We start from the raw sequence: 21,460 nt of genomic DNA, 5'->3' as shown, positions 1-21,460 counted from the left end.
CGGTGCGATGAGCCGGCCCGGCGGACGCGTCCGGTCGGAGGCCGTCGGGCAGGAGGGGCTGGCAGGAGGGGCTGCCGGTCAGGCGCCCGTCACGACCGGCAGTTCCGACGGCAGGCCCCATTCGCTCCACGACCCGTCGTACACCGACACCTCGCCGTATCCGGCGAGTTCGGCCCCGAGCGCCAGGACGCACGCCGTGACGCCCGACCCGCAGCTGACGACCAGCCGCTCCCTGCCCCCGGCCGACTCACCGAACACGGCACGGAGTTCCTCTGCGGGGAGCATCCGTCCGTCACGCTGGACCGCGCCGAAGGGGAGATTCGCCGCCCCCGGCATATGGCCTCCCCGCAGCCCGGCCCGGGGCTCGGCGGCCGTACCGGCGAACCGCTCCCGCGACCTCGCGTCGAGGACCGCCGTGTGCGGGTCGGCCAGCGCGCGCACGACCGCGTCGCTGCCGACCAGCGCTCCGGGGCGCGGACGGGCGGTGAAGTCACCGGCACGGTCGGCGCCTCCCGGCGCGAGGTCCTCGACCGGGAGCCCGGCCGATTCCCAGGCGGGCAACCCCCCGTCGAGCACCGCGACTCGGTCGAAACCCATGGCGCGGATCATCCACCAGGCCCGGGGGCCGGAGTAGATCCCGGCGGTGTCGTACACGACGACGGTGTCCGTGCCGTCCACCCCGAGGGCCCGCATCTCCTCGGCGAACCTCGCCGCCCGAGGCATCGTGTGCGGCAGCGGTACTGCGTGGTCGGACATGGCCCCGTCGATGTCGAAGCGCCGGGCACCCGGAATGCGCCGCGCGGCCGAGCGGTGCGCACCCACCGAGGCGTCGAGCACCACGGTCCCCGGCCTCTCGAGACGCCCCGAGAGCCAGTCCACATCTACGAGCGGGCCGGGCAGGTCCCCCGCCCCGGCGTCCACAGCCATGCCCTCGTGCTCGACGGTCATGAAAGACATCTCCCCGCGTCGCATCGCTCCACGTGCCCGAACCGCATCCGGCACGCCCACCAGGCGGGTACCCGGCCGACGCGACGCGCCCAGCATAGACAGGGAACATGCCCTCACCCCGTGGTTCAAGGGCACGCGGTGGACCGGCACGGCGGCTACCGCCGCGACGCCCCCGGCGCCCCGTCGGCGTTCTGCGCGACGTCGAGGAGGACCTGACAGGTGTACCGGAACTCCTCCTGGAGCCGCGTCGCCTCGGTGACGAGGATGCCGTACGGAGCCGAAGGGTCGGCCAGGGGCAGAGACAGCCGGCGGGTCTCCTCCACCACCTCGTCCCGGCGCGCCTCCGCCTCACCGGTGAGCCGCTCCAGCCGTTTCGCCTGCGCGAGCAGGGTCGTCTCGTCCAGCGTCGTCAGCACCTCGGCGACCGCGGCGGCGGACTCCAGGAAAGCCGCGTAACGGCGCAGGAACGGCCGGCGGGCCTCGTCCTCGTCGCGGGACCGGTCGAGGCCGCGGGTGACCGCGGCCACCTGGTAGAGCGTGCGTTCCAGGGCGCCGAGCACGGACTCGTAACCCTGGAAGCCGGGGTGTCCCCGGTAACGGCGCGGAAGACGCCGGGGGTTGAGCTGGAGACTCTCCTTGGAGGCCACCAGTCCCGCCCTCGCCTGCGCGATCATCTCTCCGGTGCGTGCCGCACGGATCCGCCAGCCACCCGTGGTGTCCTGGTCGGGCACCCCTTCGGCGAGCACGGGGGACATCTCGGCGAGCAGGTCGTGGAGGGTCCGGGCGAGGCTGTGGATGCCGTACTCGGCGCTGCGGTAGCGCAGTGGCGGCGACACGAGGACGTTGACGGCCGTGCCGATGGCACAGCCGATGAGGACGAGCAGCACGATCTCCCCCAGAGCGCGCAGCCGCTGGGAGTCCCCCGACGACGAGGTGTAGGTCGCGAAGGCGAAGAAGGCGGCGGTCGCGACCTGCGGTCCCTGGGCGCCCAGGACGTGCCAGCGCCCGATCGTGAGGGCGATGAGGGCGACGAGCACGAAGGTCAGCAGGTCCGGCCCCGCGAGGAACCCGAGGCCGGCCTGCACCAGCACCCCCGCGACGACGGCTCCGACGTAGCGCAGTGACTGCACGACCGAGCGGTAGACGGTCACCTGCATGATCAGCACCGCCGAGAACGGGGCGAAGGCGGGTGAGCGGGCATCGAGGACGTCGTGGGCCGTCAGCCAGGCCAGACCGGCGGCGAGAGCACTCTTCCCGATCACCAGCAGGGTGTCGCGCTCGTCCCCGTTGTAGGAGAAGGCGCGCCGCCACCACTGGGCCACGGCGGCCAACCGCCCCGTACCCTTCCGCTCGTCCGTCGTCGTACCACCGGTCATGAACACCCACACCCTCCCGCTCCGGTCACGCTGTCGGAGTACGACCGCACGCCCCCGACACGGGCGGACCCGGCCCGCGGAGACAGGTCATCGGTCGCGGTCGACGGGCCCATCATCGCGTCCGCGATCCGCGTCGCGCTGCCGACCGGCTGTCCGCGCTGTTGCCAATGTCAGCAGAACGGAGTGCTCGCAGGGATGGGATCGGGCGGTCGGCCGGGCCGGATCAATCCGCCGCCACGACCTGCATCGGAAGGAGACTGGCCAGAATTTCGTATGACCGCATGAGGTCCCGGTGGTCGTGCACCATCGATGTCACCATCACTTCATCGGCCAGCGTCGCCTTGATGAGCGCCTCCAGCCTTTCCCGAACCTGATCCGGCCCTCCTATCACCTGGGCAGCGAAATATTGCTCGACCAGTTCCCTCTCTTCGCGACTGTAGGCGTGACTGTCCACTTCACGGGGAGTGGGGAGAAAATGTTGCGGCTTGTCACCTGGTGCGGCATTCCGCAATCTCAGAAAGGCAAGCGCACCGGGCTCCGCAAGGAGCCTGGCCCTCTCGTCGCTTTCCGCGCAGATAACGGGCGCAGTGATGAGCGCATACGGTTGCGTACACGCACGTGAGGGACGGAAAGCCTCGCGGTAGGCAGCCAGCGCGGCAGCCGTCCCCGTCGGGTTGATGTGGTGGGCGTAGGCGAACCGCAGGCCCAGGAGTCCGGCTACTTTCGCGCTGCGCATGCTCGATCCCAGCATCCACATACGGGGTCGGTTGCCTGCGGCAGGAACGGCGATACTTTCGTCGTTGAAATACTGCCGCAGCTCGTCGACCGCGCGGACGAAATCCTCTGTGGACGAATTACCTTCGGACAGGCCCAGCGCCTTGACCGCCGCCGGATCGATCCCGGAGTTCTTCCCCACGCCCAGGTCGATCCGCCCCGGGTGCAACGCCTCCAGCGTGCCGAACTGTTCGGCGACGACGAACGGCGGATGATTCTGCAGCATCACGCCGCCGGAACCGACCTGTAAGCGTGAGGTGCGACTAGCGATTTCCCCCACCATGACCGCAGGTGCAGAACTGGCAATACCTGGCATGGCGTGGTGCTCCGCCATCCAGTACCTGGCATACCCGAGGCGGTCGACATGCTCGGCGAGCGCAATCGTGTTTCTCAAGGCCTGCGCTGAATTCGACCCGGATCCCACTGGTGCCAGGTCGAGCACGGAGAAGGGAATATTCATGGCAGAATTTTAGAAGCGTCCTGACGGTTTCTCAAGAGCTTCCCATTCAATTATTTATCAGGTGCCGGCTCGAGGAGTGGCGCCCGGTGGTGCTTCAGTTTCCGGCAACGGTGCGCCCGGAACACTGCGGGCTACTCCGAGGTGCGTCCTTCGCTCGGGACCTGCAGGCTACATCCCTGGAGAAGCGTCAAAGCCGCACCTGGATCATCGGCACTGAACCGGATCTCGCTGACCTCCTGCTCGGGTGCACCAGGTTTCGGGCGCACCGGGACCGGGGCACTCAGCGTGACCGCGACATTCGTTGAGTCGCCGATCGGCATGGCGAGGATTCCGTCTTTGATATTGACGGCCTTCTTGTATCCACTGTGCCGTACCTCCTGCACCGACACCTCGCCCCGCAGCGGGACGGAGACACTGACGAAATGCACGAACCTCAGCGTGAGGACGCCGTTTCCTACGACGTGAGGTCGGCTGCTGAGCGCCCCGAGGAAGCCGAGGACCCACACCGTGCCGTAGAGCGCCAGGACGAGCAGGGTGATTCGGACGGCTGCCCAGGGCAGGAGTAGTTCGATCGCAAGAATTTCCAGCGGGGTCAGGCAAATCATCACCCACATGACCGGCCGGATCTGGCTCCCGTACGACAGCGGTTCCTGGCCCGGCGCAATGTCGCGTCTGCGGCGAAGCCATGTCCACATCGACCGCAACAGGCCCAGTTCCATGCCCACGGCCTTGGCGACGGGACCCGGCAGAACCGCCCGTAGCGCCTCGTCGACGGCCTGCTGCCCGTCGGCGCCCTCGGCTCGGGATACCCGGTAAGTGCGACGGGCGAGCGCGATCTCAGCCAGGACGACGCCGAGAAGCAGCACTTCAAGAGTCACTCCGACAACGACGGCCTGGCCGACGGACAGCACCTCGGACCACACCAGCACAACCTGTAAGAGAATCACTGCCGGGGCGGCCCAACGTGCCGCCGCCTTAGCGTATTTCTTCACGGTCTCCCCCTGCTTTGCGAAGCAAGACGGCATCTTGGCACATCATTATCGCGTTTTCCGTGTACGACATGATCCGCAAGCGCGCTGTAGGCCAGTTTTGTTCGACGTGTTCACGGGTGTGAAAACACATCTGATACCAGTCCGGCAAGCCCGGGATGCCACCGTCGTGGACGTAGGCGATACCTTCGGTGCCGAGTTGTTCGCGTACGGGTGTGGTGGCCATCCGCGCGACGGCGGCGCCATTGACACTCAGCAGCAGGATCCCTCCGGGGGTGAGGACGCGGGTGAACTCCGCCAGCCACGCCCGCTGGTCGTCCTCCGGGATATGCGAGAACACCGAGACGCCGTACACCACATCGATGCTCGCGTCATCGAACGGCAACGGTGGGCGGCGCCCGGTGACGGTGAACTCAGCACTGTCGGCCAGATGCACGCGACACCAGTCGATGGCCTGAACGTCGACGTCAACGCCGTGGAAGCGAGCCTGATCCGCCTCGGGCATCACATGGCGGAGAACGCGGGCACAGCCGCAGCCGAAGTCCAGAATTTTCTGACCAGGTGCACCGAACGGCAGCCCAGCCGTGTCGAACAGTGCCCGGATCTCGCCACTGATACGTCGGCCGAAGAACTGGAACATGCCCTCGTCCTCCACCCCCGTCACACGGGTACGGAGGTGCGCGGGCGGCACAGGGATCGCTGAAGATGCAGCTTCTGCCGTCATGCCGTCTGCTCCCAGTCCTCTTCGATCACTATCCAGGTCTCCCCGACGAGCCGGCGCGTCAGAAAGGCGTAGGGCAGCAGGCCATATCCTTCCTGCCCCCAGTCGGCCCCCCAGCTGTTGCGCACCCGGAAGGCGCCGGGCCCACTGCCGCGCCCCCAGGGTTCGGTGTCGACGTCGTCGTCGTAGCCCGTCAGGAGGATCACGTGAGGGCCGACGGATGCCTCCCCCTCGGTCTGGACGGGCATGATGCCGCCGTTGATCAGCGACATGGACAGTGACGGGCACAGCCGGATCTCCACTCCCACCGGGATGCCCAGTGCCAGGGCGCGGCGGACGGTCCGGTGCAGTTCCGCGCCGTCGGAGGCAGCCACCCTGCGCCCCACGGGCGACGAGTGCCGGGCCGCGTCATGGCAACGCTGCGGCGGGTTTCGGTTGACGCGATCGGGCTGGGCCGGGTCGAAGGGCCAGAGCTCCTCGGCGCACAGCCCTGATTCGGCCCAGGCGCGGAAGCTGTGCTCGAGGCGTGAGCCGTTGCTGTCGGGGTTACCCCGAAGGGCACGGCTGGCGCGGTAATTGAACAGGACGGACGGGGTGAACTCCTCGCGCGACGTGCGCCGCACGTAGTACCCGGCGATGGCGGTGGTGACAGCGGCGGTGCAGAGTGCGACGGGTCCCTGATTGACCACCGGCGGCATCCACGCAGCGAGGTCGATGCGCGCGGGAGCCGGCCCGCCGCTCGTCCACCAGGGCGGGCGCAGCCGTGTGAGGTAGTCACGGTCCACTGTGCCGGGATCGGCCGTGCTCGTGCTCATGTCGTGCTCCGGTGCCGCACGGTGTGGTCGATCCGGGCCTGCCTGCGGGCGGTCGCGGCGTAGAACTGCCGTACCGCGTCCGGGTGGAAGTCCGAGAGGGGACGGGCCTCGGGCAGGAACCCGCTGCCTCCCTCGCCTCGGACCGTCAGCGCGCTGTCCTCACCCTCAGTGGGACGCACCTTCGGGCTGATGTAGTCGATGGCGAAGTTGTACCGGCTGTGGTCGGTGGTGTTGGCACCCGAACAGTGGACCATCGCCAGGTGGTGCGCCGAGCACTGTCCGGCGGTCAGCACCACGGCGACGGACGACGATTCGTCGACCTCCACAGCCACTTCCTCGCCGCGCATGATGTCCTCGATGTGGGTGCCGCCCCAGCGGTGGGCCAGGGCGCCCTGGGCATGGGAACCGCGGGAATAGCGCATCGTCCCGTTGGCTGCGGTGGTGTCGGTGAGCGCTACCCATACCCGTACGGCATGCTCCTGGTAACCGTTCAGCCCGAGGTAGACCGCGTCCTGGTGCCAGGCGAGCGAACCTCCGCTGTGCGCGGGCCTGGTGAACAGGTTCGTGGACCACACCATGAGGTCGGGACCCAGCAGCGACTCCGCCAGGCCGAGGAGTGCCGGATGGTGGACGAGGCGGTCGGCCCAGGTCGCGACCAGATGAATCTTGGGGAACATCGCGTACTGGGCCATCGCCCCACCGACGCTGCTGACCGCGCGTAAGTAGGTGCGGCAGTCGGTCAGCGCCCGTGCGGCTTCCTCAGGGGTGAGCGCGTCGAGGGGAAAGGCGTAGCCGTCAGTCCGGAAGCGATCCCGCAGGTTGTTCACCGCCGTCCTCATGCCGCTCCTCGACTGTCAGCGGGAGGTGGCACATCCTCGGCAGCACGCCGCATGACGTCGAGCAGCCGGGCCGCGTCCTCGCCCTTGGCGTCCGGCGCCTCGGGGGACCGGAGGAACGAGGCCAGCGCCATCCGCTGCTCCTCGGGCATCCGGCCCTTCACCTCGTGCAGGGCGGCGGCACGAGTGCGCTGGGGGAAGTACAGCGCCTTGGCCGTCTCGAGGAAGAGATCCGCGTACTTGGGTTCGACGATTTCCCGGCGTACAGCCTCGGCTGTGGCGACCCTGATGTTGACCATGGGTTCGCAGATCAGCCGCATGACCTCGGAATCGAAAGTGATCGCCACCTCGTCGTCGTCCTCGATCTCGCCGGACGCGTACATGTCGTAGACGGTGCCGATGCCTGTCATGCCGAAGACGTCCAGCTCCGCGGCGCGCAGGGCGCCCATGCTGGAGGAGCCGTACATCCGTACCCCGCGGTCCATTGCCTTCAGGATCTCCTTGGGGGAGATGCTGAAGCTTTGGAGGAACTTCCCGTCGACGATGCCGATATGAGTGGGCGGGTCGGCGCGCGCCATGAGGGCATCGATGTCACCACGCTCGACGGGCGGCAGGAACTCGGCGCCGGGCAGGTGCTCCCGTGCCTGCTCGACAGGCAGGCTGGGGCCGAGGAAGACGGATAGGCGTGGTGCGTTCACACCGCCGGTGGTGGGGATGCTCATGCGTTGCTCTCCTGCTCGCCCGTGGTGCGCTGCTGCCGCTTCGCATAGGCGGAGCGGATGGTGTTCAGGGTGCCGTCCCACGCTTCCCTTGCCCGGGGACCGATCTTGTTGCGGTCGACGGTCCAGGACTCCGCGCCCGGCACGATGACGCGCACGACGGTCGCGGGGACGGCCGGCGGCGACAGGTCCACGACGATGGCCTGGTCCAGACCGCGGGCGCGAAGCCGGTCCAGCAGAGTGCGGACATCGTCCATGACGTCGGAGCTGGGGTGCGTGGGCACGTCCTGGAGCCGGACCGGCCGGGAGGACGGCTTGATCGCCCATGCATCCGGATTGGCCCGGTTGCTGCGCCGCACGTGGTAGAGCGCCTTCTCCACCGGCTCGCCGGCAGCGGTGATGTCCTCACGCATGGCCTGGATATCCACCACACGCGACTGCGCGACCTCGGCTATGGCGCGAACGACGGCGACCTCGGCATCCGGATGGGTACCGATTCCGTGGTGTGAGCGGGAGAACGAGTCGCTGATGAACTCGGAGACGACCGCCTGGAAGCTGGGGATGCCGGTGGCCGAGGTGATGTTCTTGACCTCGATGTCGATCTCGGCCGCATGGAACTTGTCCATGAAGAACTGGGCGCGCTCCGGCAGTGAGTCCGGGTCGACGCTGGGGTGGAGGTCCTGTGCCCAGGCGCTGATGGCCGCGCCGATGGGCGTGCCGTCCTCCTGGGCGGCGAAGCCGGCCAGCCGGTTGGAGACCAGGTCGGCCATCGTCCAGTCGTCGCGCTCGATGACCTCGCACAGGGCGTGACAGATGGCCTCCTCCAGCGAGTTGCCGGATGCGATGCCATTGGTGGTGGACACGGGGTAGCAGGGCACCTCATGAAAGTTCAGGTAGTACCCGGCGAGAAACTGGGGGACGAGTACGGCGCACTCGTTCAGCAGGTCGAAGCCCTCGACCCAGCAGATCGGGGTGTCCAGTGTGTAGGCGCGATGAAACTCGAAGTTGCAGCTGCGCGGGTCCAGCACCCGGCGGCCGGAAGCCTCCAGCTCCGTGTACGAGGCGACCGCGACCGGACGCATGGGCAGTCCGGCTGCGAATCGTTCGACGGCTTCCATGACCGCCGAGGTCTTGGCGTCGATCTCGGTGGCGCCCTTGCCGTTGTAGACGGAGATGATGTCGAAGGAGCGTGGGGAGATCGCGTTGTAGACGGGGATGCCGACGCGGTCCAGGCCGGTGATGTTGGCGACCCGGGTGACACCCACCCTCCGCAGGTGCGGCGCGATGCGGCGGTAGGTGGTCTCGGACGTGTATTCCCGGTGCGGTCCGTTCCCGGTGATCTTCGGGACGCTCTGGCGCAGTTTCACTGGTGCTCCTTGCGTGGTGGTATCGGAATCAGGCCGCGGCGGAGGGTGCGACGTGCGAAGTCCCGTCCCCGAAGTACCGGTAGTCAAGGTTGACTTGCTGCCCCGCCCGTACGGGGACCGGCTCGGGAAACGCCCATACCGCCGTGTACCAGTGACTGCGGGAGCAGCCCATCCAGGGGGCGGTGGACAGCTGGGTGGTGGGGCCGAGTCGCGCGGTGAAGTGAACGGTGACGCCATTGGCCACACCCTCGCCATTGGCGGTGAGGGTGCACGCGGTCTCCAGCTGCCGGGGTGCGTCACCCAACAGGTCGACCTCGTACAACTCGCCCGGCGCGGACAGGAACTCCCACTCCTGCACCGTCTCCGGCCGCTCGTAGAAGCCGATCGAACGCCTTGACTCACTCTCGGCCATCGGCCCGAAGTCGATGCCGTACATGTCCTTCCAGCGGGTGACATGCTCGTCGGAGACACGGTGCTGGTCCAGCAGGGCGTCCGGGATGCGGGTGAGCGTCGCATAGGCCGTCAGGGCGCCGGGTACCAGCCGGGGCGAGTCGGTCAGCAGGCGGCGGCGGGCATCGTGCAGCGTCTCCCAGATCTGCATATCGAGTGCCTCGTTGCCGACGATGTCGGTGAGCAGCACGTCGGCGGGCTCGGGCAGCTCCAGTTGCGGCGACCAACCGCGGATGAATTCGATGCGGTCTGCGACGCCGTTGCGCTCGGCGATACTGCGTGCGAGGTGCACCATGCCGGCGGGTTCCACCGCGTAGACCTTGCGGGCACCGGCCTGTGCGGCGGTGATGGCAAGGATCCCGGATCCTGTACCCAGATCGAGTACGACGTCGCCCTCGCGGACGGTCTCCCGCACGCCTTGCTGGAAGGCGGTCTTGCGCACGGGATCATCCAGCATCGCAATGTGGACGAGCGCGGCGTCGTAGCCGCCTTTCGGGAAGGGCTGACTGCTGAAGCCCTCCACCGGATCGGAACAGAGCACGCCGGCTTGGTGGAGGGCCAGTACGGTGGCCAGGGCCTGCTCGGTGGCGCGCGGCCCCTTGAGACGCGCGGAGAGCAGCGTCAGGGCCTGACCGATGGTGCGTGGAGTGTGGAAGAGGTCGAGCAGCCCGAGCGCGGACTGGCCCAGCTTGAGCACCCGGCCTTCGAAGTGGATCTTCACCTCGTTACTGGTGTCGACCTCGGCGACAAAGGACGGCGCCCGGTAGAGAACCGTCTGTGGTGAGAGCTTGGTCATGTCTGGGATCACTGTCCTTCTGCTCGCGCGGCGTGGGCGGCTGCCTTGACCAGGGCCGCAGAGATGACGGGTCTGAAGTCGCCGAGGGAACCGGTTTCCTGGTGTCCTTCCGTCAGGGAGACACCGTCCTGGGGCTCGACCAGGTGGTATCCGTCGATCCGGAGCTGCTCGGCGTTTCGACGCACCGCGGGCTTGGACCACATCGCGGCGTTCATGACGGGCGCGATGACCACGGGGCAGTCAGCGGCCAGGAGTGTGGAGGTCAGCACGTCGTCCGCGATGCCGTGGGCGGCCTTGGCCAGGAAGTTCGCGGTCGCCGGGAGCACGACCAACACGTCCGCCCACGCTCCCAGGGCGACATGGGCGGCGCCGATGCCCCGATGGTCCTCCCAGTCCGTGACCGGTCGATGGCCGGTGACCGTCTCGATCATGCGAGGTCCCATGAGGTCCTGGGCCTGGCGCGTCATGATGGTGCGGACCTCCCGCACCCCCACGACGCCACGCAGCCATGCGTTCACATGCGGTACGGCGATGGCGGAGAACGAACCGCACACGCCCCACAGGAGCTTCACCCTGGACAGCGCCTGCTGTATCTCCGGTACCTCAGCGGTCTCTTTCATGCAGTGGTCACCCTTCGGTACCCGACGGCGGCGAGGATTTCGGGCAATACCCGGTCGGCACGACGGAGGAGTGCGAGTGCGCCTGGCTGGTCGGATGCCGCCCATGCACGCAGTGCGGCATGGTCCAGGACGCAGGAGGCCGTTGCCGAGGCCAGCCGCGCCAGCTCACACGGCGTCAGTGAGGCGTCGCGTGCTTCCTCGTATCCGGCCACGGCGACCTTCGCGCAGCCTGCCTTCGCACCCGTATCGCCGGTACCGGCCGCCGACTGGACGAGGTCGCGGAGCAGATAGGCCAAGTCGCCCATGGGGTCTCCGACGCCTGCCTCACGCCAGCCGAGCACGCGGGGCACGGGCCCTGGGACGCATGACGCCGTCGAAAGCCGCCCGTGCACCAGCGTCGAGGCCGGCGCAGGCGTGGTACCGGGGCCGGTGCACGGCGGAGAGCTGTCCGGACGGCCGGAGAGAGCAGCACCCGGCGGTACGGTGCGTGCCAGCAACGAACGGGCTTCCTGGATGCCGGATGCCACCGCAGGTTCCGCGTCGAGCCAGGCCGCGCGCCGGCGTACGGGCAGCGCCGCGCCCTCCGTCGACACGGCGTGCAGATGGGCGAGGAACGCGCCCAGATGACGGAACGCCCCCTGCACCCAGGATCGCGCACACCCGTCCCCGGTGAACACGACGTCGCTGAGCAGTGCGGGCGTCGGCACCTCGGCGTGCACAGATGTGCACGCGTCGGCGAGGGTGGGCATGACCGCGTACGGGGCAGCCGGGGTGACGGCCACCGACCGTGCGACCGCGCCGAGTGCCTCTGCGTCCAGATAGGCCGGCGAGGCCGCACGTAAGGACTCGCCCCAACGAAAACCGTCGTCGGTCCGGATGCAGACCCTGGTCAGGAACGGTCCCGGCAGATGACGGACCACCTGCCTCTTGGCCGCTCCCTTTCCGCTGCGGTCGCTCCCGGAAGTTCCCCCGGTCTCCTGGGTGCTCATATGGAGGTCGAGGGGCGGGCGTTGAGATAGGGGCGCGCAGGCTCGATGCCCTCCGCGCGGTACCGCTCCCGGATGGCACCGAGGCGGCCGGCAGTCCCGGTGCGGCCCTCCTGCCAGGCGGTCACCAGGCCCTCGGCCGCGAGCAGACAACGGTGCTGTCCGAAACTCATGAGGCGGCCCCCGTACTGGTCGGGTTCGTCGGCGATCCACCAGCCCCGGGCCAGTTCGAGTGCGAAGCACGGTCCGGCGTCCCGGAGTCGGGACTCGTGATCGCGATGGACTGCCGCGAGCGCGGCCCGGTGCCGCTCCCAGTCGTGCCGGTAGACATAGAGCACAAGCGGGTCGCAGCGCTCGTACCCTTCCGGGTTGTTGGCCGATTTGATCTGGTAGGGGACACCCAGCCCGCACAGCAGCCCGGTCAGGGACCTCAGCAGGGTCGCCCCGCTCCGCGGGTCGCGAGGCGCGAAGTACAGCCGGACGACGGGAAGTTCCCCGTGGCTCGGCATGCCGTGATCGGATACGGCCAGATACCAGCCCGGGTACAGGTAAGGACGTCCGGAGGGCATGACCACCGACACCTGCTGCCCGGGGGAGAGCAATGTGCCTTCCTGGGACGGCACGATCTGCTCCTCGGTCGCCGTCAGGGTCACGCCGTCCTTCAGGACGGTTACGCTCCCGTCAGCCCGCCCGGTGACCACCCAGCCGGGCTCGGGGTAACCAACGGCCTGGTTGGCGGCGGAGAGCAGCGCGCCCACCTCAGGATTTTCCCGCCGGGTGGTGCCGAGGACCACGGGGGCCCCGTCGATCAGCCAGCGGGCGGCCCGGGCATCGCCGGCGTAGTAGCTCAGGTACAGGAAGCGCCACAGGTGGGCGAGCACGGGCAGGGTGCCCGGCTCTGTCTCCACCCCAGCAGCAGGGGACAGGTCACCCCACTCCCGGTGACGGAAAGTTGCCTGGTCCAGGACCTCTATGTCCTCCGCCATGCTGGCGAACACTGCGTCGTATCTGCTCATGCGCGGCTGCTCCGCCCCTTCGACGGCAGGAATAGTTCGGCGATGCCCTGCGGGTTCTTCAGCAGCTGGCGCCCGACGAACAGACACAGGTGCCCGATCCTGCCCAGCGAGCCGATCTGTTCCAGGCGTCCGGCCGCGTGCATCAGGGCGAACAGCCCGGCGTAGCGGAACACAGCGATGTGCTGCTCCTCGGAGAGCGGAGCCACGTGTTCGTAGGCGGTGATGAAGAGACCGGCGTTACGTCTCACGGTCGTCCATGCGGCTGCGGAAGCGAGCTGTTCCGGGGTGTCGCGCACGGTCTGGAGCCACTGCACGAGCAATTGCCCCACCACCGTGCCGACATCGAGCAGGGGATCGCCGTACCCGGCCATCTCCCAGTCGACCAGGGCGACCTCGGGACGATCGTCAGCGTTCTCCCGTACGAGGATGTTGTCGTCCCGCAGGTCGAAGTGGACCAAGGAGGAGGGCTGCCAGGAGCGCCGCAGCATGTCGACCTCGGTGTCGACGGCCTGCATCGCCGCAACGTACGCCGGGTAGTCCATGCCTGGCCCCCCCACCAGCTGCTCAGGGGTCAGCACGGCGAATGAGGCGAAGGGGAAACCGAAACTCCGCAGGCCGGAGGCGTCCCGTCCGTGCGTGTCCGGTACGGGTGTCCGGTGAATACCGGCAACCACGCTGGCCATCGCCACGAGCACGGACACCGGAATATCCGGCGAACTCTGCACCAGCTCCCGAAGTGAGGCGAAACCGACCTTCCCCTCCATGACGAGGGTTCCACTCTCTGGGTCGGTCGCGACGAGCCGCGGAATAGCACGTTCGGAGACGACGGGGAGTCCGGCGACAGGCACCAGACGCAACATCGCCTCCTCATTCCGAAATGCCGCATCAATCGCAACCCCTGCGGCATTATCCATTTCCTTCAGGAACAAGGAGGTGCCGTCCTCGAAACGCAGCATCACCGCGCGACTGCGTGCGACGAATTCCTGGGCGTCAATGATTCGCCCGTGATCCACGCCGAGCGAGGCCAACCAGGAACGGATCCGGCGCCGACTGACACCGGACCCGTCCGGCAGCGCTCCGGTCAAGGGCGAGGATGGTGCACGACCCACTCGATCAGGCCGACGGTGCACCGGACCGGCCTTCTGCTCGGAAGCGCTGCTTGCCATTGTCTAACTCAGCAGTGGTAAGCCACGGTGGCGATGGCGGCCATGACGCTGCCTTGCGCCTCCTCGTCCGGCGATATGCCGGCCTTCTCCTCCAGGAATGCCTGCAGGTCCTCGGGGCTGACTCCCGCCAGCTCCTCCAGGGCCTTCTCGCCGGCGGCCGGGTCGATAACGGCGCGCTGCTCGTCCGTCATCGCCAGTTCGGCTTCCTTGATTTTGCTGACCAGGTCGCTGAACGCGACCTCGTCCACCTGAGCTGCTGTCGTGGTTTCAGACATGCTTCAACCTTCCCGCTAATCGAATCAATCGTGAGACCCGGAAGGGCCAGTCCCGTTGAGATAGCTGGACCGTATGGAGCTGAACACGAACAACTCCTGCCGCGCAACAGGTACTTAAGATTCCACTTATCTTTGCGTCGCGTCCGAAAAACGCCTTGTCGGCCCACAGCGGATTGCCATTTTTGGACCTAAAGGGATGGCAAAGTTGTCCGAAACATAGGCCCCGGGCTGAAACCTCTCGGGTGCGGCAGTAGATCATTTCCTTGAGAAATGCGTGGGCTCTCCCGGAGCGGCCACTGATCGAACGGGAGTCGGCGTCCGCAACACACGAGGCTCACGTGCTGTTGAGTGAGGAGCTCGACGCCGCACTCGACGACCCGGGACTACGAGGATGGCTCGCGTGACAGGTCGCTGATGCGGCATCGTATGGCGATCTGTGGCGCCGACTCGTTCCGGACGAAGTGCGGGGGCCGACTGCTCCGTTGTTGTCGCCGGGTTTCAATCCGTCCACAGGGCGAACGGTACGGCCACAGAGGGCACCGTGCGCCGCATGGGCGGGTTCCTCGCCCCCCGGGTTCTTCGCTGCCTCGCCCACGAGACAGAGCCCAGGCCCCGCTGGGACCAGAACTGGGACCGCTGCACTCCTGGGCCCGCACCCGAGGGCGGCGCCGTATCCGGCAAAAGCAAAAGCCCCAGGTCACGGCGAGTGAGTCCTGAGGCTTCCACAGAGCCGCCTTCGGGATTCGAACCCGAGACCTACGCATTACGAGTGCGTTGCTCTGGCCAACTGAGCTAAGGCGGCACGCTCTGTCGCACCATGGTGCGGTCAGCAGCGACGCCAAGTCTACACAGTTTCCGGGGGTGCTCCGCACCGCCCGCCGCCGCTGCCTTATCCGCAGGTCAGCTGCACTTCTTGCCGTCCTTGGGCGGCGTACCGTCCAGCAGGTAGGTGTTGATCGCCGTGTCGATGCAGTCGCTGCCGCGGCCGTACGCCGTGTGCCCGTCGCCCTCGTAGGTGAGCAGGGTGCCGGAGGAAAGCTGGTCCGCGAGGGACTCGGCCCACTTGTAGGGGGTCGCCGGGTCACGGGTGGTGCCGACGACGACGATCGGGGCGGCGCCCTCAGCCTCGGTGCGGTGCGGGGTGCCGGTGGCTTCCACAGGCCAGGAACCGCAGTTCAGAGCGGCCCAGGCGAAGCCCCTGCCGAAGACGGGAGAGGCCTCCTCGAACTCCGGGAGCGCCTTCTCCACCTCTGCGGGGCCGGGGAAGGCGGGGGTCAGGTCGAGGCAGTTCACGGCGGCGTTGGCGAACATCAGATTGGCGTACTTGCCGTTCGGACCGCGCTCGTAATAGCCGTCGGCCAGGGCGAGGAGGCCGGAACCGTCACCGCGCTGCGCCGCGGCTACGGCTTCGCGGAGCTGGGGCCAGGCGGCCTCGTCGTACATCGCGGCGATCACACCCGTCGTCGCCAGGGATTCGGTCAGCTGCCGGGTCTCCCCCGTCGCTACGGGCTCGGAGTCCAGGTCCCTGAAGAGCTTCTTCAGCGCGGTCGCCGCATCGGCGGTGGACGTGCTGCCGAGCGGGCAGTCGGCCTGCTTCACACAGTCCGCGGCGAAGGACTGGAACGCCGCCTCGAAGCCGGCGGTCTGATCGCGGTTGATGTCGATCGCGGGGAGCGACGGGTCCATCGCTCCGTCCAGGACGAGACGGCCTGCCCGCTCGGGGAACAGTTCCGCATAGGTCGCGCCGAGGAACGTGCCGTACGAGGCGCCGACGTAGTGCAGCTTCTCGTCGCCGAGCAGGGAGCGCAGGACATCCATGTCGCGTGCCGTCTCCACCGTGGAGACATGCGGGAGGATCGTGCCGGAACGCTTCTCGCAGCCGTCGGCGAACTTCGCGAACGACTTGTTCAGCGCGGCGATCTCCCCCTTGTCGTCCGGGGTCTGGTCCACCTGCGTGTAGGCGTCCATCTCCTTGCCCGTGAGGCACTCGACCGGTTCGCTGCGGGCCACTCCACGCGGATCGATGGACACCATGTCGTACCGGGCGCGGACCGGGGCGGGGTAGCCGATGGCCGCATACCGCTCGAGATAGTCGACCGCCGACCCGCCGGGGCCACCGGGATTCACCAGGAGCGAGCCGATCCGCTTGCCCGGCCCGGTGGCCTTCTTGCGGGAGACGGCCAGCTTGACGTCCCCGTCGTCGGGCTTCGCGTAGTCCAGGGGGGCCTTCATCGTCGTGCACTGGAAGCCCTCCACGCCGCAGTCGCGCCACTTCAGCTTCTGCCCGTAGTACGGCTCGAGCTCCTCGCTGACGGGCGAGCCCGTCGCCGACGCACTCGGGGCCGACCCTCCGCTGCTGCAGCCGGAGACGAGAAGGCCGGCAGTGCCGAGCGCGATGGCGAACGTACGGAGCAGGCGCCTGGTGTCCATCCCCGGAGCGTAGCCGCCGCGTGACGACCCAACCGATTCCCTACTCATACGGGTGAATTCACTCGGTCCTGCGGACCACACGGGGCAGCGGCCCCATTGCATCTTCACGATGCCGGCGCTCGGCCCTTGTTCAGCCCGCCCGGAGCGCCACCGTCATCGCCTCCACGGCGAGCAGGGGCGCCACGTTGCGGTCGAGGGCACGGCGGCAGGCGATCACGGCCTCGATCCGCCGCAAGGTGCGCTCGGGGGTGGACGACTCGGCGACCCGGTCGAGCGCGTCCTGCACGTCGGTGTTGGCGAGGGCGATCCGGGAACCGAGCTGCAGTGCCAGCACATCGCGGTAGAAGCCGGTGAGCTCGCTGAGCGCGAGATCGAGGCTGTCTCGCTGCGTACGCGTCCTGCGGCGCTTCTGCCTGTCCTCCAGCTCCTTCATCGCACCCGCGGTCCCGCGTGGCATCCGGCCACCGGCCACACCTCCGAGCGCCGCCTTCAGGTCGTCCGTCTCCTTGACGTCGACCTCCTCGGCGACCTGCTTGGCGTCGTCCGTCGCCGTATCGATCAGCTCCTGGGCCGCCTTGAGGCAGCCGCCGACATCATGGACGCGGAGCGGGAGCTTGAGCACCGCGGCACGGCGGGCACGCGCCCGCTCGTCCGTGGCCAGACGGCGCGCCCTGCCGATGTGCCCCTGGGTTGCGCGGGCGGCGGACGCGGCACGCTCCGGGTCGATGCCGTCGCGCCTGATCAGCACATCGGCCACCGCGGCCACCGGAGGCGTACGCAGGATGAGATGGCGGCAGCGGGAGCGGATCGTCGGCAGAACGTCCTCCAGGGACGGGGCGCAGAGCAGCCACACCGTTCGGGGCGCCGGCTCCTCCACGGCCTTCAGCAGGACGTTTCCCGCGCCCTCGGTGAGGCGGTCGGCGTCCTCCATGACGATGACCTGCCAGCGGCCCACGGCAGGGGAGAGCTGGGCACGGCGGACGAGCTCACGGGTCTCCTTCACACCGATGGAGAGCAGATCCGTCCGGATCACGTCGACATCGGCGTGGGTGCCGATCAGCGCCGTGTGACAGCCGTCGCAGAAGCCGCAGCCGGGAGCCCCGCCCAGGGCCCGGTCGGGGCTGGTGCACTGGAGCGCCGCGGCAAAGGCACGCGCGGCGGTGGACCGGCCGGAGCCGGGCGGGCCGGTGAACAGCCAGGCATGGGTCATCTTCGACCCCGGGGGCACCGGCCGGCCCTCGGACTGGGCGGTGACCAGCGCGTCGGCGTCCCGGGCGGCGGCGCCGAGCTGCTCCTGCACCCGGTCCTGCCCGACCAGGTCGTCCCATACGGTCATGGTCACCGCCCTTCCGGTGGTGTGGTGCGGCAACGCCGGTGTCCCAGCGCTTCCCTATTGTGCGGGAAGGGTCTGACAGTCCCGGCGCTCCGCACGGCCCACCGTCCGCCCGTCAGCGACGCGGCTTGCGACCGCCCCGTCCGGAGCCGCCCTGGTCGTCGTCCTGCCCGCCGAGAAGCTCGTCGGCCAGGGACGGCAGATCGTCCAGCGGGGTCTCCTCGGCCCAGTCCGAACGCGGCCGCTTGCGGCGGCCGTCCCGGGCCGCGGCGTCCTGTGCCGCACGCCCGGCCTGCGGGTGATCGCCGACCTGGGGCAGTTCACGCGTGCGCTCGTTCTCGCTCTCGGCACCCGAAGCCCGTCGCTCGTCACGGAAGACGCCCGGCGGCACACGGTCCGACGGGTCCTCGTCCCGCACGGGCCGCAGTACGGCGGTCTCGTCCGCGTCCCGCACGGGCCGCATCACAGCCGTCTCGTCCGCACCGCGCACGGGCGGCGTCACAGCCGTCTCGTCCGCATCGCGCACGGGCGGCGTCACAGCGGTCTCGTCCGCGTCGCGCTCCGGGCGGTCCGGCCGGGCGACCGGCACGGGCTGCGTGATCTCGTTCGGACTGACGACCGGCGTCGGGACGGTGAGCTCGTTGTCCTGCACGGACGGCCCGGTCTCCCAGGACTCGGACCTGCCCTGCTCCCGGGAACGCTGCGCGGCGGCGGCTGCTGCCTCGGCCTCGGCGCGGCGGCGCGCCTCCTCGGACCTCACCAGCGCCTCCTCCGCCTTGCGCTGCTTCTCCAGGCGCAGTTCCTCGGCCTCCTTGCGCAGCCGCGCCTCCTCCTGGGCCTGCCGGCGCAGCCGCTCCTGCTCGGCCTCGCGCACCCGGTCCTCGGCCTCGAGACGGGCCCGCTCCTCCTCAGCACGGCGGCGGGCCTCCTCGGCGCGCTGCCGGGCTTCCTCCGCCTGGCGTTCGGCCTCGCGCTGCCGGGCCTCTTCCTCCTCGCGGCGCCTGCGCGCCTCCTCCTCGGCACGGAGCTTCGCGAGCTGAGCCTGCCGCTCGGCCTCCAGCCGCTCCTCCTCGGCCTTGCGGGCCGCCTCTTCTTCGGCCTTGCGCCGGGCCTCCTCCTCGGCCGCCCTGCGCGCCTCCTCCTGGGCCTTGATCTCGGCTTCGGAGAGCGGAAGGAGCCGGTCGAGCCGGTGGCGTACGACCGTGGTGATCGCGTCGGGCTCCTGCCCGGCGTCCACCACCAGGTAGCGCCCCGGGTCGGCCGCGGCAAGGGTCAGGAAGCCGGACCGCACACGGTTGTGGAATTCGGCCGGCTCGGACTCCAGCCGGTCGGGCGCCTCGGTGAAGCGTTCACGTGCCGTCTCCGGGTCGACGTCCAGCAGCACCGTCAGATGCGGAACGAGCCCGCCGGTCGCCCAGCGCGAGATCCGGGCGATCTCGGTCGGTGCGAGGTCCCGGCCCGCGCCCTGATAGGCGACGGACGAGTCGATGTAGCGGTCCGAGATGACGATCGCGCCGCGCTCCAGAGCCGGGCGGACGACGGAGTCGACGTGCTCGGCGCGGTCGGCGGCGTAAAGCAGTGCTTCGGCACGGTTCGACAGGCCGGCCGAAGAGACGTCCAGCAGGATCGAGCGCAGCCGCTTGCCGACCGGGGTGGCACCCGGCTCGCGGGTCACCACGACCTCGTGGCCCTTGGCCCGGATCCATTCGGCGAGTGCCTCGACCTGGGTGGACTTGCCGGCTCCGTCGCCGCCCTCCAGGACAAGGAAGAAACCGTTCGCCGCAGGAGCGACCGCGGGGTCGCCGCCACGCAGCGCCTCACGCAGGTCACGGCGCAGCGGCACACCGGCGCGGTCGTCGGTCTTCGCGAGGACGATCACGGCGATGGGCAGCAGCAGCGCGCCGATGAGCATCAGCGCGAAGGCCGCACCACCGTGCGCGAAGACGAAGTCCCCGGACCCGAGGCGGTGCCGGCCGATGGCGGCGGCGAGCAGCGGACCGCCCACCGCGCCGAGCGCGACCAGCACCCGGACGACGGCCTGGAGGTGCTCGGTGGTCTTGGCCTGCCGGGAGGGCTCGGTCTCCTGATCGATGACCGCGTGCCCGATGTGCGCGGCGACCCCCGCCGCGTAACCGGCGAGCAGCGCGATCAGCAGGCCGGTGGCGGTGTCGGGCACCAGGCCGAGCGCGAGGAGCGCGACGCCCGTGACAGCGACCGCCAGTGCCAGCAGCCGACGCCGCGACAGGGTGGGCAGCACCTTGGGCGCGGTACGGATACCGAGCGCGGTGCCGCCGGTCAGGGCCAGGATCAGCAGAGCGAAGGTGGCGGGCCCGCCGTCGAGGTCGGCCGCGTGCAGGACGGAGACGGCTGCTGCGGCGGCGATGGCTCCCGCGACCGCGGAGCATGCCGCGACGACCAGCGGGATGCTGCCGGTGCGGCCCTTGGGGGAGCCGGTCCCGGCGGCAGGCCGGCGCAGGCCCTCCAGGGGCGAGCGGGGGCGGGGCGTCCGGATGGCCGGAATCTTGAGGAAGTAGAGGGTCGAGACCGAGGCGGAGAAGAGTCCCGCCGCGATGTAGGAGCCCAGGGCGGCCTGGTGGAAGGAGAACCAGTCGAAGCCGGTGCCGAGCAGTTCACCGACCAGTGCGGCGACCACAAGCACGGCGGCGGCCGCGGGAACGGCAAGGAAGTTGGTCCGCAGGGAGAGCCTGCGCAGGGCGTCGAGGTGGTCCGGCAGCGGGCGCACGGCGGCGCCTTCGGGGGGCGGGGCGGGAAGCAGCGCGGGAGCCGCGCTCTCCTTGGCCACCGACCAGATCCGTTCGCCGGTACCGGCTACGAAGACGGTGATCAGGATCATCATGAGTGCCTTGTCCGGCATCCAGTCGATCCACAGGGGTGCGACGACCAGCAGAGCGAGCCGCAGCCCGTCCGCCCCGATCATCAGCCAGCGCCGGTCGACCGGACCGGCGGGCGCCATGAGTGCCGTCAGAGGCCCCAGGAGTACGGCTCCGAAGAGCACGGTGGAAAGAATCCGGGCACCGAACACGGCGGCGACGGCAAAGGCCGCCCCGCGGTATCCGGCTCCGAAGGAGCCCTCGAGGACCGCCGCCTGCAGCGACAACAGCACAAGCACGAGAAGGGCGAGTGAATCGCCGATACTGCCGACGAGCTGGGCGCTCCACAACCGCCTGAGCGGGGGAACACGCAACAGGGCTCGTACGGCGCGCTCGCGTGAGTCTGCGGCAAGTGTGTCGGAGGTGGGGCTCACGACCGGTGGCTGCTCGGCTCGCGTCATCCGCCCAGCCTATCGGGAGCCGCACGGTGCCCGGCGGCCGCGTCCGAACATATGCACAACGGAAACGCGGCCCGCCCCTGCGTGAACGCCG

At 69.2% G+C, this 21,460-nt stretch carries 18 protein-coding genes and 1 tRNA gene; all 19 read right to left on the bottom strand.

Going from position 1 to position 21,460, the window contains the following annotated elements:
• Nucleotides 1-78 precede the first annotated feature (78 nt).
• Nucleotides 79-948, bottom strand: a complete 870-nt coding sequence (locus tag BFF76_RS19185; RefSeq protein ID WP_079122422.1) for a sulfurtransferase — start codon at nucleotides 946-948, stop codon at nucleotides 79-81.
• Between the two features lie 155 nt (nucleotides 949-1,103).
• Complete coding sequence (locus BFF76_RS19180) at nucleotides 1,104-2,324, bottom strand: FUSC family protein (RefSeq protein ID WP_065848709.1); 1,221 nt, start codon at nucleotides 2,322-2,324, stop codon at nucleotides 1,104-1,106.
• 223 nt (nucleotides 2,325-2,547) lie between these two features.
• The gene (locus BFF76_RS19175; protein ID WP_031090946.1) at nucleotides 2,548-3,558 is read right to left on the bottom strand and encodes an LLM class flavin-dependent oxidoreductase; all 1,011 of its coding nucleotides are present in this window, start codon (nucleotides 3,556-3,558) and stop codon (nucleotides 2,548-2,550) included.
• A 131-nt stretch (nucleotides 3,559-3,689) separates the two neighbouring features.
• Nucleotides 3,690-4,550: a hypothetical protein gene (locus BFF76_RS19170; protein ID WP_244167302.1), complete on the bottom strand. Its 861-nt coding sequence runs from the start codon at nucleotides 4,548-4,550 to the stop codon at nucleotides 3,690-3,692.
• Nucleotides 4,534-5,271 carry a class I SAM-dependent methyltransferase gene (locus tag BFF76_RS19165; protein ID WP_078850506.1) on the bottom strand — a complete coding sequence of 246 codons (738 nt, stop codon included), beginning with the start codon at nucleotides 5,269-5,271 and terminating at the stop codon, nucleotides 4,534-4,536. The genes BFF76_RS19170 and BFF76_RS19165 overlap by 17 nt, the downstream gene beginning before the upstream one ends.
• Nucleotides 5,268-6,083 (bottom strand): C1 family peptidase, encoded by an 816-nt coding sequence (locus BFF76_RS19160; RefSeq protein ID WP_031090940.1) that lies wholly within the window; start codon nucleotides 6,081-6,083, stop codon nucleotides 5,268-5,270. The genes BFF76_RS19165 and BFF76_RS19160 overlap by 4 nt, the downstream gene beginning before the upstream one ends.
• On the bottom strand, nucleotides 6,080-6,922 hold the full coding sequence (locus tag BFF76_RS19155) for a phytanoyl-CoA dioxygenase family protein (RefSeq protein ID WP_051834499.1): 843 nt from the start codon (nucleotides 6,920-6,922) through the stop codon (nucleotides 6,080-6,082). The genes BFF76_RS19160 and BFF76_RS19155 overlap by 4 nt, the downstream gene beginning before the upstream one ends.
• Nucleotides 6,919-7,641 (bottom strand): TfuA-like protein, encoded by a 723-nt coding sequence (locus BFF76_RS19150; protein WP_079122421.1) that lies wholly within the window; start codon nucleotides 7,639-7,641, stop codon nucleotides 6,919-6,921. Before BFF76_RS19150 ends, BFF76_RS19155 begins: the two co-directional genes overlap by 4 nt.
• Nucleotides 7,638-9,005: a YcaO-like family protein gene (locus BFF76_RS19145; RefSeq protein WP_065848698.1), complete on the bottom strand. Its 1,368-nt coding sequence runs from the start codon at nucleotides 9,003-9,005 to the stop codon at nucleotides 7,638-7,640. Before BFF76_RS19145 ends, BFF76_RS19150 begins: the two co-directional genes overlap by 4 nt.
• Nucleotides 9,006-9,033: 28 nt before the next feature.
• Nucleotides 9,034-10,251 (bottom strand): 50S ribosomal protein L11 methyltransferase, encoded by a 1,218-nt coding sequence (locus BFF76_RS19140; RefSeq protein ID WP_234316663.1) that lies wholly within the window; start codon nucleotides 10,249-10,251, stop codon nucleotides 9,034-9,036.
• 8 nt (nucleotides 10,252-10,259) lie between these two features.
• Nucleotides 10,260-10,871 carry a flavoprotein gene (locus BFF76_RS19135; protein ID WP_051834497.1) on the bottom strand — a complete coding sequence of 204 codons (612 nt, stop codon included), beginning with the start codon at nucleotides 10,869-10,871 and terminating at the stop codon, nucleotides 10,260-10,262.
• On the bottom strand, nucleotides 10,868-11,860 hold the full coding sequence (locus BFF76_RS32395) for a phosphotransferase family protein (RefSeq protein ID WP_141695626.1): 993 nt from the start codon (nucleotides 11,858-11,860) through the stop codon (nucleotides 10,868-10,870). Before BFF76_RS32395 ends, BFF76_RS19135 begins: the two co-directional genes overlap by 4 nt.
• Nucleotides 11,857-12,873 (bottom strand): T3SS effector HopA1 family protein, encoded by a 1,017-nt coding sequence (locus BFF76_RS33035; RefSeq protein WP_167359510.1) that lies wholly within the window; start codon nucleotides 12,871-12,873, stop codon nucleotides 11,857-11,859. The genes BFF76_RS32395 and BFF76_RS33035 overlap by 4 nt, the downstream gene beginning before the upstream one ends.
• Nucleotides 12,870-13,958: a phosphotransferase family protein gene (locus tag BFF76_RS19120; protein ID WP_158709571.1), complete on the bottom strand. Its 1,089-nt coding sequence runs from the start codon at nucleotides 13,956-13,958 to the stop codon at nucleotides 12,870-12,872. The genes BFF76_RS33035 and BFF76_RS19120 overlap by 4 nt, the downstream gene beginning before the upstream one ends.
• Before the next feature lie 89 nt (nucleotides 13,959-14,047).
• Nucleotides 14,048-14,314 (bottom strand): thioviridamide family RiPP peptide, encoded by a 267-nt coding sequence (gene tvaA / locus BFF76_RS19115; RefSeq protein ID WP_107418454.1) that lies wholly within the window; start codon nucleotides 14,312-14,314, stop codon nucleotides 14,048-14,050.
• A gap of 728 nt (nucleotides 14,315-15,042) precedes the next feature.
• Nucleotides 15,043-15,116: transfer RNA gene (locus BFF76_RS19110), tRNA-Thr, on the bottom strand.
• A gap of 98 nt (nucleotides 15,117-15,214) precedes the next feature.
• Nucleotides 15,215-16,744, bottom strand: a complete 1,530-nt coding sequence (locus BFF76_RS19105; protein WP_031090921.1) for an alpha/beta hydrolase — start codon at nucleotides 16,742-16,744, stop codon at nucleotides 15,215-15,217.
• Nucleotides 16,745-16,874: 130 nt separating this feature from the next.
• Nucleotides 16,875-18,080, bottom strand: coding sequence for a DNA polymerase III subunit delta' (locus BFF76_RS19100; RefSeq protein WP_031090920.1), 1,206 nt, complete (start codon nucleotides 18,078-18,080; stop codon nucleotides 16,875-16,877).
• A 112-nt stretch (nucleotides 18,081-18,192) separates the two neighbouring features.
• Nucleotides 18,193-21,369, bottom strand: coding sequence for a dTMP kinase (gene tmk, locus BFF76_RS19095; RefSeq protein WP_079122419.1), 3,177 nt, complete (start codon nucleotides 21,367-21,369; stop codon nucleotides 18,193-18,195).
• Between the last annotated feature and the right edge of the window lie 91 nt (nucleotides 21,370-21,460).

It is taken from the genome of Streptomyces mutomycini (assembly GCF_001700505.1).
GTDB lineage: Bacteria > Actinomycetota > Actinomycetes > Streptomycetales > Streptomycetaceae > Streptomyces > Streptomyces mutomycini.
Note: the sequence above shows the minus strand (reverse complement) of the source record. Positions and strands in the feature narration are given on the sequence as shown.

What these genes read in the sequence shown, in the direction of transcription:
- BFF76_RS19185 (WP_079122422.1), bottom strand. Translation starts at nt 948, where the DNA reads ATGACCGTCGAGCACGAGGGCATGGCTGTGGACGCCGGGGCGGGGGAC.
- BFF76_RS19180 (WP_065848709.1), bottom strand. Translation starts at nt 2,324, where the DNA reads ATGACCGGTGGTACGACGACGGACGAGCGGAAGGGTACGGGGCGGTTG.
- BFF76_RS19175 (WP_031090946.1), bottom strand. Translation starts at nt 3,558, where the DNA reads ATGAATATTCCCTTCTCCGTGCTCGACCTGGCACCAGTGGGATCCGGG.
- BFF76_RS19165 (WP_078850506.1), bottom strand. Translation starts at nt 5,271, where the DNA reads ATGACGGCAGAAGCTGCATCTTCAGCGATCCCTGTGCCGCCCGCGCAC.
- BFF76_RS19160 (WP_031090940.1), bottom strand. Translation starts at nt 6,083, where the DNA reads ATGAGCACGAGCACGGCCGATCCCGGCACAGTGGACCGTGACTACCTC.
- BFF76_RS19155 (WP_051834499.1), bottom strand. Translation starts at nt 6,922, where the DNA reads ATGAGGACGGCGGTGAACAACCTGCGGGATCGCTTCCGGACTGACGGC.
- BFF76_RS19150 (WP_079122421.1), bottom strand. Translation starts at nt 7,641, where the DNA reads ATGAGCATCCCCACCACCGGCGGTGTGAACGCACCACGCCTATCCGTC.
- BFF76_RS19140 (WP_234316663.1), bottom strand. Translation starts at nt 10,251, where the DNA reads ATGACCAAGCTCTCACCACAGACGGTTCTCTACCGGGCGCCGTCCTTT.
- BFF76_RS19135 (WP_051834497.1), bottom strand. Translation starts at nt 10,871, where the DNA reads ATGAAAGAGACCGCTGAGGTACCGGAGATACAGCAGGCGCTGTCCAGG.
- BFF76_RS32395 (WP_141695626.1), bottom strand. Translation starts at nt 11,860, where the DNA reads ATGAGCACCCAGGAGACCGGGGGAACTTCCGGGAGCGACCGCAGCGGA.
- BFF76_RS33035 (WP_167359510.1), bottom strand. Translation starts at nt 12,873, where the DNA reads ATGAGCAGATACGACGCAGTGTTCGCCAGCATGGCGGAGGACATAGAG.
- tvaA (WP_107418454.1), bottom strand. Translation starts at nt 14,314, where the DNA reads ATGTCTGAAACCACGACAGCAGCTCAGGTGGACGAGGTCGCGTTCAGC.
- BFF76_RS19105 (WP_031090921.1), bottom strand. Translation starts at nt 16,744, where the DNA reads ATGGACACCAGGCGCCTGCTCCGTACGTTCGCCATCGCGCTCGGCACT.
- BFF76_RS19100 (WP_031090920.1), bottom strand. Translation starts at nt 18,080, where the DNA reads ATGACCGTATGGGACGACCTGGTCGGGCAGGACCGGGTGCAGGAGCAG.
- tmk (WP_079122419.1), bottom strand. Translation starts at nt 21,369, where the DNA reads ATGACGCGAGCCGAGCAGCCACCGGTCGTGAGCCCCACCTCCGACACA.